This window comes from Actinoplanes sp. NPDC051346, assembly GCF_040682215.1.
GTDB lineage: Bacteria > Actinomycetota > Actinomycetes > Mycobacteriales > Micromonosporaceae > Actinoplanes.
The window spans coordinates 449,060-461,982 of record NZ_JBFBAJ010000004.1 but is presented as its reverse complement, the minus strand read 5'-3'; the positions used below and the strand labels follow the sequence as shown (position 1 = coordinate 461,982).

General features: G+C 71.7%; 10 protein-coding genes. 2 read left to right on the top strand and 8 right to left on the bottom strand.

The window, feature by feature from the left end:
• Positions 1–38: 38 nt before the first annotated feature.
• From AB0M36_RS13435 to AB0M36_RS13425, 3 genes are all read right to left on the bottom strand, one after another.
• Entirely contained in the window at positions 39–737 is a 699-nt protein-coding gene (locus tag AB0M36_RS13435; protein WP_364156231.1) for a PT domain-containing protein, read from the bottom strand.
• Positions 738–838: 101 nt separating this feature from the next.
• Positions 839–2,749 (bottom strand): ATP-binding protein, encoded by a 1,911-nt coding sequence (locus tag AB0M36_RS13430; protein WP_364156229.1) that lies wholly within the window; start codon positions 2,747–2,749, stop codon positions 839–841.
• Between the two features lie 10 nt (positions 2,750–2,759).
• Positions 2,760–4,391: an ATP-binding protein gene (locus AB0M36_RS13425; RefSeq protein ID WP_364156227.1), complete on the bottom strand. Its 1,632-nt coding sequence runs from the start codon at positions 4,389–4,391 to the stop codon at positions 2,760–2,762.
• A 434-nt stretch (positions 4,392–4,825) separates the two neighbouring features.
• Between AB0M36_RS13425 and AB0M36_RS13420 the strand changes: the two genes are divergently transcribed.
• Together AB0M36_RS13420 and AB0M36_RS13415 are read left to right on the top strand one after the other, a co-directional pair.
• A complete protein-coding gene (locus AB0M36_RS13420) occupies positions 4,826–5,455 on the top strand; it encodes a DUF6230 family protein (RefSeq protein WP_364156224.1) in 630 nt (209 codons plus the stop codon).
• A gap of 86 nt (positions 5,456–5,541) precedes the next feature.
• A complete protein-coding gene (locus AB0M36_RS13415; RefSeq protein WP_364156222.1) occupies positions 5,542–7,236 on the top strand; it encodes a DUF6114 domain-containing protein in 1,695 nt (564 codons plus the stop codon).
• A 17-nt stretch (positions 7,237–7,253) separates the two neighbouring features.
• Here the strand turns inward: AB0M36_RS13415 and AB0M36_RS13410 are convergent, their stop codons facing one another.
• From AB0M36_RS13410 to AB0M36_RS13390, 5 genes are read right to left on the bottom strand one after another with little or no spacing between them, the layout of a single operon-like run.
• Positions 7,254–7,649: a DUF1992 domain-containing protein gene (locus AB0M36_RS13410; protein ID WP_364156220.1), complete on the bottom strand. Its 396-nt coding sequence runs from the start codon at positions 7,647–7,649 to the stop codon at positions 7,254–7,256.
• A gap of 10 nt (positions 7,650–7,659) precedes the next feature.
• Positions 7,660–9,258 carry an ABC transporter ATP-binding protein gene (locus AB0M36_RS13405; RefSeq protein WP_364156217.1) on the bottom strand — a complete coding sequence of 533 codons (1,599 nt, stop codon included), beginning with the start codon at positions 9,256–9,258 and terminating at the stop codon, positions 7,660–7,662.
• Positions 9,255–10,244, bottom strand: a complete 990-nt coding sequence (locus tag AB0M36_RS13400) for an ABC transporter permease (RefSeq protein WP_364156214.1) — start codon at positions 10,242–10,244, stop codon at positions 9,255–9,257. Before AB0M36_RS13400 ends, AB0M36_RS13405 begins: the two co-directional genes overlap by 4 nt.
• Positions 10,241–11,131 carry an ABC transporter permease gene (locus AB0M36_RS13395; protein WP_364156212.1) on the bottom strand — a complete coding sequence of 297 codons (891 nt, stop codon included), beginning with the start codon at positions 11,129–11,131 and terminating at the stop codon, positions 10,241–10,243. Before AB0M36_RS13395 ends, AB0M36_RS13400 begins: the two co-directional genes overlap by 4 nt.
• Positions 11,128–12,822: an ABC transporter substrate-binding protein gene (locus tag AB0M36_RS13390; protein ID WP_364156209.1), complete on the bottom strand. Its 1,695-nt coding sequence runs from the start codon at positions 12,820–12,822 to the stop codon at positions 11,128–11,130. The genes AB0M36_RS13395 and AB0M36_RS13390 overlap by 4 nt, the downstream gene beginning before the upstream one ends.
• Positions 12,823–12,923 lie beyond the last annotated feature (101 nt).

The following is a 12,923-nucleotide window of genomic DNA, read 5'->3' as shown; positions in this document are numbered from 1 at the left end:
GCGGCCGCGGTGTGTCTACGTCAGGTGGTGCGCGCGGCTCAGACGGGCTGGGGCGACGGCGTCACGGTCGGCTGGCCCGAGAGCTCGTCGGTGGGCTCGTCGGTCGGCTCGTCGGTCGGCTCATCCGTCGGCTCGTCGGTGGGCTCGTCGGTCGGGTCGACCGTCGGCTCGTCCGTCGGGGTGACGCTGGGCGTGGGGGTGGGCGTGGGGGTGACGGTGGGGCTCGGCGCCGGCGTGACCCTCTTGCCCGTGGTCACCACCTTGGTGGCGGTGTAGACGGCACCGCTGCGGGTGCCGGTCACGACGATCCGGTGGCCGACGGCGACGTTCTCCAGCGTGCCCTTGACGCCGTTGACCACGACCTTGGCGGTCTTGGCGACGACGACACTGGTGACGACGGTCTTCTTGGTGAGCTTCTTGCCGCGCTTGACGTTGACCTTGGTCTGCAGGGTCACGGTGGCGGTCGCCGGGTCGATCTTGGTGACCGTGCCGGCCGCCTGGAAGCGTACGGCCTTGACCTTCTTGGTGGTCTTGGTCGTCTTGGAGGTCTTGGTGGACTTCGGCGCCTTCGCCGACGAGGTGGGCTTCGGCGTGCTGGACGGCTTCGGGTTGCCCTTCGACGCCGAGGCGCCGGCGGAGGCCGGCGACTTCGAGCCCGCGATGGCGACGGTCGAGACGGCCGGAACGACGATCCCGGTGGCGAGCAGGGCGGCGAGAGCGGTGCGGCGCATACGCATCGAGCGGTACTCCTCGGATCAGGGGAATCTCAAGCTTGGGTGTCGTCGGTTGCCGCCCGGTTGCCGAAGCGGGTGCACACCGGTTGCACCGCGATCCGCCGTCAGTTCGGCGGCGGCCGCAGCGGCAAGGTGACCGTGAAGGTGCTGCCCTGATCCAGCTTCGACTCCACCGTGACCGTCCCGCCGTGCTCCGTGACGATCGAGCGGACGATGGCGAGCCCGAGCCCCGAGCCCTGCACCGCCCGGTCCATGGCGTTGGCGGCGCGGTGGAACGGGGTGAACAACCCCGGCAGATCACCGTCCGGAATGCCGATGCCGGTGTCCGACACCGTCACGACCGCCCGGGAGTCGACGGCTTGGACGCGGTAGTCGACGTGGCCGCCTGTCCCGGTGAACTTCACCGCGTTGTCGAGCAGGTTCTGCAGGGCCCGTTCCAGCCGGCGGGCGTCACCGTCCACCCAGACGGCCTCGGTGTCGCCGCTCAGCGCGATGCCCCGGGCCCCCGCCGTCGGCGCCACCTCCGCGTGCACGGCAGCGGCCACGGCGGCGAGGTCCACGGGTACGGCGAGACCGGTGGTCGCGCGCTGGGACGAATCGAGCACCAGCAGGTCGGAGATGGTGTCGTGCAGGCGGTGGGCGTTGCGCAGGATAGCGGCCAGGCCGCGCTGATGCATCGGGTCCAGCCCGCCGGCGTCGCCCTCGGTCAGCATCTCCGCATAGCCGAGAATGCTCGACAACGGGGTCCTCAGCTCGTGCGTGACGGTGGCGACGAAGTCGTCCTTGCGCTCGTCGAGCACGCGCAGCTCGGTGATGAGGCGGGCCTGGCGGTCGCGCAGGCGGTGCTGGCGCAGGGAATGGTCGATCTCCCGGCCGATCGTGGCCAGTAGCCGCCGGTCCTCGGCGCTCCACTGCGTACGGTCACGGTGGACCACGCAGAGAAATCCGGGCGGGTGCTCGGCATCGCCGCCCAGCGAGACGGCGAGCGCGCCATCGACCCGCGGGACGGAGGTGACGGTCCCGGGCTCGTCGGTGATGACGTCCGTCAGGGCGGATAGCGGCAGCGGCGGCGTTCCGGGCGGCCAGTGGACCTCGACGATGTCGGTGGCGCGGACGCTGCTGCGCCCGTGCACGGCGTCCACGCCGAGCGCCACACCGATCAGCTCCGCCACCCGGGCGGCGCCGAGCGCGGCCTCCCGGCTGTCGCGGAGCGCTCCGGCCACGGCCTCGCGCAACTCCGTGCGCCGGATCCGGGCCTCGTCGGCGGCGTGCAGCCGCTCGGTCTCGGCGGCCAGGCGGTTGAGGGTGCCGATCACGGCACGCATCTCCCCTGGGCCGGCCGGGACCGCCCGCGCGGACAGCTCCCCGCCGGCGAGCCGGTCCAGGGTCTCGCGGATGTGTTCCAGGGGCGCGAGCAGGAAGCGGCGTCCCCACGCGCCCACCACCAGCGCCACGACGAGCACCGTCGCGCCCAGCGTGGCGAAGAGGAGTTGCGCGAGCGCGGAATCGCGCCGGGCTGCGGCGGCGTACTCCTCCTGCTCGTGGCGGATCGCGGCGTCGACGGCCGCGTTGACTACGCGGAGCTGGTCGAACAACTCCTTGCCGCGCTTGGTCTGCGAGAAGGCGGGGTCGGCGCGGCCGGCGATGACGATCGGCGTCGCGTACGCGTAGAACCACTGTGACGCGGCCGTCCGTTCCTGGGCGAGCAGCCGCCGTACCTCGGGATCGGAGCTGGCGGCGGCGACCGCGTCGAACGCCGTGAAGGCGGCGGCCCGGCCCTGGTCGTACGGACTGAGAAAGTCCCGGACGCCGGTGAGCTGGAAGCCCCGCACCCCGGTCTCGGCGTCGGTCAGGTGTTGCAGCACGGCGACGTTGGCGTCGCGGGCCTGTTCCAGCCGGGCGGTGCGCTTGGCCTGCTGGACCCGCAGCCGGTCGCCGACCACGAACTGGGTAACCACGACCGCGACGAACAGCGTCATGAGGGTGATGAACGCGGCGTTCGCCCGCCGACGCATGGATCCCACGTCAGGCGCCCGGGAGGGTGAAGGTGATGGTGGTGCCGCAGTCGGGCGCGGCGTCCGCCCAGATGTGGCCGCCGTGGCGCTCGACGATGCGCTGGCAGGTGGCCATGCCGACGCCGTGACCCGCGCGGCCGGTGTCGAGCTGGGCGAACATCTCGAAGACGCGCAGGCGCTCGGATTCGGGGATGCCGATGCCGTTGTCCGTCACGGTCACCAGCCAGTCGCCGCCGCGGGGTTCGGCTGCCACGACCACCCGGCTCGGCCGGTCCGGGTGGCGGTACTTGATCGCGTTGCCGATGAGGTTCTGCAGGAGCTGGCGCACCAGCGTGGGATCCATGGCCAGCCACGGCATCTCGCCGTCGATCACAACGTCGGCGCCGGCGGTGCGGATGCTGTCCCGCAGGTCCATCAGCGCGTGGTCGGCCACCTCGCCGAGGTTCGCCTTCTCCCGGCGGCACGGTTCGCTGCCGGCCCGGGCGTAGGTCAGCAGCGCCCGGATGAGGCCCTGCATCCGCGCGACCGCCCGGGTGGCGGAGGTGAACCACTTTTCCGCCTGCTCGTCGAGGCGCTCGCGGTATTCCTCGGCGAGCAGTTCTAGGTAGCCGTTGACCACCGCGAGCGGCGCGGCGAGATCGTGGCTGACCACCCCGGCGAACTGTTCCAGTTCGGTGTTCGACCGTTGCAGCTCCGCGATGGTGACCGCGAGGTCGGTGTGTGCCTTCTCCAGCGCCCGGCGCTGGGCGCGGTCGGCGGTCACGTCGGTCATGGCGATGACCGCGCCGAGCGGCGCGCCGGTCGTGGACCGCAGCGCGCGGCCGCCCACGACGACGTGCCGCGGTTCGGTGTCGGGCGAACGGATGATGATCTCCGCGCCGGAGACCGTGCCGCCGCGCAGCGCGCGCAGCAGGGGCACCTCCTCGGGCGTCAGGGGCGTGACACCGTCGGTGCGGAACAGCTTGTACCGCTCGGCGACCTCCTCGGGCCGCACCAGGGGATCCGCGGCGATGCCCGGGTGCCACTCCCGTCCGGTGCGGTTGAAGACGGTCACCCGCCCGTCGGGGTCGGCGGCCACCACAGCCACGTCGATGGTGTCCAGGACCGCGTCGGTGAACTGCCGGGCGTTCTCGGCCTCGGCCAGCAGCTGGGCGTTGACGCGGGCCTGCCGGCGGCGCTCGAAGAGGGCGAGGACCACCTGGGCGAGGTCCTTGAGCCGGGCGATCTGCTCCTCGGTCAGCTCTCGCGCCCGCGCATCGAACACGCACAGGGTGCCGAGCGCGTGACCCTCCGGAGTCACCAGCGGCGCCGAGGCGTAGAAGCGGACGTCGGCGAGCAGTCCCGTGACCCAGGGATTCCCGGCATAGGTGGGATCCAGGCTCGCGTCGGGCACGTAGGTGAATTCGCCGCTGGAGAACCGGATCGCGCACATCGAGTCGGACCGGGCGGAGTCGCCGCCCTCGAAACCGGTCGTGGTCAACTGGCACTGGCGATACTCGTCGATGAGGTTCAGCGTCGCGGTCGGCACGTCGGCCACCATCGCGGCGACCCGGACCACGGCTTCGAGTTCGTCGTCGGCGGGGGCGTCGAGCAGGCGGTACTCGTGCAACGCCGCCAGGCGCTGCCGCTCGTCTGCGCTCACCGGCCGCCGTCCTCCCGTCAGCAAGTCCCGTCGTGAGGTAATTCGGCATGTCTGGCCCTGATCTGAACGCGCGTTCCCCGCACGAATAGTGCACAGACCTGAGAGCTTCCTGAAAGTTGTTACCTATCCGTAACCTTTGATGTTTGCGTACGTGTGGTGACGGTCACATGTGACTTTGCCGACCCTTGTGTCCAGTATCGACACATCTACCGGCGCCGAGCCGGCCAGACGGTTACCGTCCGTAACCGATTTTGTGTCGGGCACGTTACCGGTGGGTAGCGGAGCCTCTTGTTCTCTGTCACCCGGTAGAGGCAACATTCCCCCCACGTTCAGACGGCCACATTGACGGGTCTCAAATCCGGAGCCGGCTGGGGTCGACCGCGACGCGGACCGCATCGCGGCTGGACCGTTCCCATTGTGTACGAGGAGGATCCGTGAAGGATGCGCAAGGCGATCCGGCTTACGGTCGCACCAGCTGGCGCCGTTTCGCCGTCGCGGCGGCGGTGCCCACCGCAGCCGTAGGTGCCTTGGTTTTCGGGCTGGCTAACGGGGCGTTCGCCGCCTCGTTCACCGTCTCAGGTCAGCCGTTCAAGATCTCCGCTGACCGGCTCGAGGGCTACGGCTTCGCGCAGTACGGCGGCCACGACGACACGATCGACGGCAAGCCGATCCCCGTCGCGGTCTCGGGTATCGCCACCGCCGAGCTGTTCAACCTGTGCCAGTCGGTGAAGACGCCGGGCCTGCCCGTCGTCCTCACCATCCGGGCCGGTCGCGACGACAAGAAGCCGGCCAAGGCCACCGACCTGCTGATCGGTGTCACCGAGCTCAGCGGCGACGCGGTGTTCACGAACATCGACATCGGCAAGGACGCCAGCAAGCTGAAGCAGGGCGGCAAGAACGCGCACGGCAAGCCGGGCGAGTTCGGCCAGGAGGCCGAGCACGTCACCATCACCGGCCTGCAGCAGACGGCCGTGTCCACCACGGCGGGCACGTTCACCCTGACCGGGCTCAACATGAAGGTCAACCTGCCGTCGAACGGCAAGCCGCCGGCGGAGTGTTTCTGACGCACGACCCGAGGCCCGCGGCGCGCACCGTCCGCGGGCCTCACCCATGCCGGGGGCGGCTGAGCACCACCTGACTGGAGGAGTACGTGGCAACACCAAGGACCTCGGCCGGAGGCGGCTACCGCCACTGGCGGCGCACCCGGCCATACTGGGGCGGGAAGCTGCTTGTGCTTTCCGGCGTGGAGCTGTTCCTCAGTGCCAATCTGACGCTGGGCGACATGCAGGTCCACTTCGGGCCGGAAGGCTTCCTGTCCTATCTGCTGCCCCTGCTGCTGGTGCTCTGCGGGCTGCTGACCTGGTTCACGCCGGGCCAGCGGATCTTCTACGGCATCCTGGGGCTGTTGACCGCGGTCTACTCGCTGATCGGCCTGAACCTCGGCGGCTTCTTCATCGGCATGTTCCTCGGCATCCTCGGCGGCGCCCTCGTGCTGGCGTGGACCCCGCAGCGGCCGCAGCCCGACGTCGCGATCCCGGCCGACGTGGACGAGGCCGTCGACCCCGCGGACCCGGACGACGGCGAGCGGACCGAGCCCCAGGCGCCCTATGCCGGGCAGTCGCCGCACGACGGATCGCCGGACCCGGACGAGACCGCGGTGCTGCGTCCCGCGAACCACAACGGCCACAACGGACACGGCCAGAGCGGGATCGTGCCGGGCTTCCAGGAGGGCGACGGCGGGCCGGCCCAGCCGCCGCAGCCGTTCGGCGGGATCCACCGCAAGGCACTCGCGATCACGCTGGTGCCGCTGATGGTGGGCGCCATCGTCGTCGCCGGCGGCCGGTCCCCGGCCCGCGCGGACGACGAGTGCCCGGAGGGAATGCCGTCGCGTCCGGCCGCGGCCGCCAAGAAGGAGGCCGCACGGCAGTCGTCCGCCTCGGCGTCCGCCTCGAAGACGAAGGCGAAGGCCACCACCAAGTCCACGTCTTCCCAGGCGGCCCGCCGCAGTGCCGCGCCGTCCTCGACGGCCGGCAAGAGCTCGCCCGCGAAGGCGGACGAGGCCGAGGAGGGCGACGGGGGCAGCGGCAACGTCATCGTCGACGGCTGGAACGGCCTGGTCGACGGCGTCGGCGACCTTCTCGACATCCGCGACGACGAGGCCGCGAAGGACGAGGCGGAGCAGCGGAAGGAGACGGCGGAGGAGGCAGCGGAGCCCTCGACGAGCACCGAGCCCAGCGCACCGCCGTCCGCCCCGGTCGATCCGTCCGGTCCCGCCGTCCCCCCCATCGACAAGCCGGCCCCGGAAACCACGGACAGCAAGGACCCCAGCGGCTCGCCGTCGGGCTCGGCCTCCGCGACCGCCTCGCCGACGCCGAGCCTGCCGGACATTCCCTGCCTGGGCCCCCGCGTCTTCAAGGTCGCCGGACCGGACGACGTGCCGGCGGTGTCCCTCAGGGGCGGCGTTCTCGAGGGCAAGTCGCTGACGATGTACAACTCGACCTACGACGGCGTCATCGACCTGGCCACCGCCGAGGGCAGCGTCAAGGCCCTCAAGTTCAGCATGAAGAAGTCGGTGACCAAGCCGTTCCAGCTGACCGTCCCCGAGCAGACCGGCGCCGCCACAGTCATCAACAGCGACAAGCTCACCACCGAGGGCAACGTCAAGTTCTACACCCCGAAGTTCCAGGGCAAGCTGTTCGGCCTGATCCCCGTCACCTTCACCCCGGACCAGCCGCCGCCGCTGACCCTGCCGATCCTGTGGTTCACCGACGTGAAGATCCAGGTGGCCTTCGTCCGGTGCGACACCCTCACCGCCGACCCGCTGAAGCTGACCGAGAAGTCCTGACCGCCCGTCACGGCACCTCAGGTGCCGGGCGGGCGCCGCTCACGCCAGCCGCGGACAACCTCGTCGGCATCCAGCGGCGGCAGCAGCACCGGCGGGCCGTCGAGGAGCCCGGCCCGCGCCTTGCGCAGCTGCTCGTTGAGATCCGCCACGTAGCGGCGCACGTCCTCCTCCGAGGTGCGCCGGTCGACCGTCTCCCGAAGGTCCTCGGCCTCCCGGCGCACCGCCAGCGTGGGCGGTAACGCGCCGGCGGTGGCACCCTCGCGGCGCAGCCAGTCCTTGACCCACCAGTCCTCGTCGTACTCGCGACCGTGATCGCTCAGCGGTTTGCCGGCCCCGGGCAGGTCGTCGAACTGCCCCTGCTCCTGGGCCTCGCGGATCTTGCGATCGAGGTGCGACTCGTACCAAGCGGTCATGATCGCCATTCTAGGAGCGTTGCGCGGCGAGGGCTCGACGCTGCTCGCGGCGCCGGCGGGCCTCTTCCGGGTCGGCGACCGGCACGGCCGCGAGCAATTCCCGGGTGTACGGATGCTGCGGCCGCTCGTACACCTCCGCGACCTCTCCCAGCTCCACGACCGTGCCGGAGTGCAGCACCGCCACCCGGTCACAGACCTGGCGCACGACGGCGAGGTCGTGCGACACGAAGACCAGGGTCAGTCCGAACTCGCGCCGGACGTCGGAGAGCAGTGCCAGTACCTGGGCCTGGGTGGTGACGTCCAGGGACGACACGGGCTCGTCGCAGACGATCAGCCGGGGATTCGGCGCCAGCGCGCGGGCGATGCCGACGCGCTGGCGCATGCCGCCGGAGAGCTGATGCGGATAGCGGTCGTACGCGGCCGGGGTGAGACCGACGCGGACCAGCAGGTCCTCGACCCGGGTCCGGGGTGCCGGCTCGCCAAGCAGGCGCAGCGGATCGGCGATGCTCTCACCCACCGTGCGGCGGGGATTGAGCGAGGACATCGGATCCTGGAAGACCATCTGCACCGAGCGGCCACGCCGACGGGCGACGTCCGTGCCGGCGAAGGTGACCGTGCCGCTGCTGGGGCGGATCAGGCCCACCATCATCCGGGCGAGCGTGGTCTTGCCGGTGCCGCTCTCGCCGACGACGCCGAGGGACTCGCCCTCCCGGACGTCGAGGGTGACGTCGTGGACGGCCCGCACCTTCTCGGTGCGCCGCAGGGACCGGCGGCGCGGCGGCGGGAAGTGCTTGTGGACGCCGCGCAACCGCAGCAACGGCTCGCCGTCGATCCGCCGCGGCGGTGTCGGCCGGGGCACGGCCGCGAGCAGATCCTTCGTGTACGCGGCCCGCGGCGTCGTCAGCACGGTGGCGGTGGGCCCCTCCTCGACCGCGACGCCGTCGCGCATGACCACGACCGATTCCGTGGCCCCCGCCACCACGCCCAGGTCGTGGCTGATCAGCAGCAGGGCCGCGCCGGTCGTGGTGCGGACCTCGTCGAGCAGGTCGAGGATCTGCGCCTGCACGGTCACGTCGAGGGCGGTGGTCGGCTCGTCGGCGACGATCAACCGGGGACGGCAGGCCAGGGCCATGGCGATCAGCGCGCGTTGGCGCATGCCGCCGGAGAACTGGTGCGGGTAGGCGCCCGCCCGCCGCGCCGGATCCGGGATGTGGACCCGGCCGAGCACCTCGACCGCGCGGTCCCGGGCGGCCCGCCGGGTGGCGCCGGTGTGCAGCCGGTAGACCTCGGCGATCTGGTCCCCGACGGTGTGGAAGGGACTGAGCGCGGTGAGGGGTTCCTGGAACACCATGGCGATCCCGGCACCGCGGATCGCGCGCAGCCGGTGCTCGGTGGCGGTGGTGAGCTCGGTGCCGTCGAAGTCGACCTGCCCGCTGAGCGTGGCATCGTGGTGCAGGCCGAGCAGGGCCAGGGCGGTGGCGCTCTTGCCGGAGCCGGACTCGCCGACGAGGCCCAGCGCGCCGCCCGCGGCCAGGTCGAAGGAGAGGCCGTCGACCGCCCGGGTCTCGCCGAAGCTGACGCGCAGGTCGCGCACCGACAGCAGGGTCATCGCAGCTGCACTCTCGGGTCGACGGCGGCGTACAGAAGGTCGGCGACGGCGTTGGCCACCACGACGAGGAAGCCGGTGAGCAGGGTGACCCCGACGACGACCGGCAGGTCGATCTGATTGACCGCGCCGACGAGGAGCTGGCCGACGCCGGGCAGGCCGAACATGGTCTCGGTGAGCACGGCGCTGGCCATGATGGCGGCCACGTCGACGGCGGTGAGGGTCACCAGCGGCACCAGGGCGCCGCGCAGCGCCCGGCGGAACACGATGCGGCGCTCGGTGAAGCCGTACGCGCGGGCCGTGCGCACATGGTCCTCCGCGAGCGTCTGCCGGACCCCGGCGCGGGTGAGCCGGGCGTACGCGGCGGACTGGATCACGGCCAGGGCGATCCACGGCAGCAGCAGGTTCTGGGCCCAGGCGACCGGGTCGGTGCGCAACGGCACATAGGTCGGGAAGGGCAGCCACTGGAGCTGGACGCAGAAGAGCATGAGCAGGAACAGCCCCACGAGGAAGACCGGGAGGGCGTAACCGGCGAGCACCAGACCGTTGACGAGGCGGTCGAGGAGGCGGAAGCGGCGCAGCCCGGAGAGCAGCCCGGCGCCGATGCCGACCGCGAGCGACAGGATCTCCGCGCCCAGCGCCAGCGACGCCGAGACCGGCAACCGGTCGGCGAGCAGCGCGGTGACCGGCTGGTCGGTCTCGAAGGAGTAGCCGAGACAGGGCGCCGGGCAGTGCCGGACGTCCGGGCCGGCCGGATAGTCACGGCCGAGCACGAGGCCGCGGAGGAACTCGCCGTACTGGGTGACCACCGACCGGTCGAGCCCCATCGCGGCGCGGACCTCGGCGAGGCGCTCCGGGGTGCAGCCCTTGCCGCAGGTGAGCACGGCGGGGTCCTGCGGCGCGAGGTAGAACAGCCCGTAGACGACGATCGAGAGTCCGAAGAGGACGAGCAGCGCACCGCCGACACGGCGCAGCAGATAGCCGATCATCGCAGCAGCTCGCTCTGGCGGGGGTCGAGGACCCGGCGGACCCCGTCGGCGACCAGGACGAACGCCAGCAAGGTGAGAAAGAGCAGACCGCCCGGGATCCACACGTACGCCGGGTCGGCGCGAAACCACGTCGTGGCGCTGGAGAGCATCTGCCCCCACGACGGGGTCGGCGGCCGCACCCCGACGCCGAGGAACGACAGCCCGGCCTCGGCGATCATGTTGGCGGGCAGCACCAGGGCCGCGTACGCGAGCACGGGCGCGGCCAGGCCGGGCAGAATCTCCCGGCGTGCGACCCGCAGCGGCCCCGCACCCGAGACCCGCGCGGCGGCCACATAGTCGCGGGTCTTGAGCGACAGGGTCTCGCCCCGGGTGATCCGCGCCGTGCCGCCCCAGCCGAGCACCGCGATGACCACGGCCAGCAGGGCGGGTCGGGGCCAGCTCTGCGGCACGATGGCGAGCAGGGCGATGGCGAGCACCAGACTGGGGAACGCCAGAACCAGGTCGGCGAGCCGGCTCAGGGCGGCGTCCGCCCACCGCCCGCCCAGGCCCGCGGCGACGCCCACGCCCACGCCGACCAGCAGTTGCAGCAGCAGCGCCGAGACCGCGACGCCGAGCGAGACGCGGGCGCCGTAGACGACCCGGGCGAACAGGTCGCGGCCGGTGCCGGGCTCGACGCCGAGCCAGTGCTCGCCGCTGATCCCGCCGAAGCGGCCGACGGGCACGCCGCCGCGGGCCGAGTCGAGCAGCTCGCTGTGGAAGGTGGTCGGGTCCTGCCCGGCCAGGGCGGTCAGCAGCGGTGCGGTCAGTGCGACGAGCACCATGACCGCGGCGACGACCGCGCCCGTGAGGAAGGCGCGGTCGCCGAACAGGCGGCGCGGGACGATCACTTGACGGAGATCCGGGCCAGGTCGTAGGTGCCCCGCCAACCGTCCGGCACGGCGTTCTTCACGTTCTTGCCGTACAGATAGACGTCCTTGGGGTGGGTGAGCGGGAGGACCAGGGCGAGCTTGCCGAGCTTGGCGTCCAGGGCGCCCCAGCGCGGGGCGGCGGCGGCCGGGTCGGTCAGCGCGTTGATCGCGTCGATCTCGGCGTTGACGCCCGCGTCGTCGTACTGGGCGAGGTTGAAGTTGCCGCCCGCCGTGATGATCTGGCGACCGTCGAAGATCGGGATCAGGAACGGGCCGCCGGAGGGCCAGTCGGCGCCCCAGCTCTGCAGCGACAGCGCCGGCTGGGTGGACGGCTTGCCGGTGACGTCGCGGTAGGTCGCGCTGTCGACGGCGTTGAGCGTGACGGTCACGCCGGCCTGCTTGAACGCCTCCTGCACGGCGGCGGCGACCTTCGGGCCCAGACCCTGCGCGTCGTCGTTCTCGTGGGCCAGCTCGATCGCGAGACCGCCGTGCCCGGCGGCGGCGAGCAGCTCCCTGGCCTTCGCCGGGTTGCCGGTGTCGCCGGCCGGGAAGTAGTCGTAGGGCTGGTAGCCGAGGGCCTTCTGCGGGGGCAGGAAGGTGGTCGAGGGCCCGGCGACCGCGCTGCCGCCGAGGGCGTTGACGACCGAGGTGCGGTTGATCGCGTACGACAGCGCCTGGCGCACCCGCTCGTCGTCGAACGGCTTCTGGGTGGTGTCGAAGGCCAGGTAGGTGGTCGACGGGAACTCCCCGCGGGCCACCCGCTTGTCCAGTTCGGACCCGGTGCCGAGCTGGGCGAGCTGCTCGGGCCCGACGACCGCGTCGGTGGTGACGGCGTTGGCGTCCTGCCCGGCGCCGGTGCTCAGGCGCTGGTTGATGACGGCGGCGTCGAGGCCGGCGGTCACCTCGATCTTGTCGGGGCAGGCGTAGCGCAGGGTGTCCGACGAGCGCTTCCAGTGCGGGTTGCGGACCAGCGAGAGGGTCTTCTTCTGCTCGTACGAGGCGACCATGTAGGGCCCGGACGAGATCGGGTGCTTCTCGTAGCCGACGCCCTTGTCCTTGTCCCTGGGCACCGGCGCGAACTGGGTGGCCGTGGCGAGGTAGGGGAAGTCGCCCTCGGGCTTGCGGAGCCGGAAGACGATCGTCCGGTCGTCCGGTGTCTCGATGGCCTTGAGCCCCTCGGGCTGCTTGTACGGCCCCTGGTAGCCGGTGGCGCCGGCCAGCCAGTCCCGCAGGTACGGCGCGCCGCCGGGCAGCTCGGGCGCGAACGAGCGCTCGATGCCGTACTTGACGTCGGCCGCCCGGATCGGAGTGCCGTCGGAGAAGAAGATGTCGTCGCGCAGCCGGTAGGTCCAGGTGCGGGCGCCGTCGGAGGGCGTGCCCAGGTCGGTGGCCAGATCGGGGGCGGGCTTGGTGCCGGCCTCGCCGGGCAGCCGGTTGCGGGTGGTGAGGGTGCGGAACAGCAGCGACGGGATGTTGCCACCGCCGGAGGTGTAGAGCCGGGCCGGGTCGAGGTGCGTGATGCCGCCCTGGTTGAGCACCGACAGGGTGCCGCCCTGGCAGGTCGCCGGATCGAAGGCGGCCGACGACGAACCGCCACCACCGCCCTGGCACGCGGAGAGGGCTCCGACCAGCATCGTCGCGGTCAGGATGAGGGAGACGTGTCTACGCATGACCGTCCTCGGATAGTTCCACAGGGGATAGACCACCTTATCGATTCCACGGCCGGGCGATGCAAGCCCGTCGATGCACAGAGGGCAGACTACCCTCAATT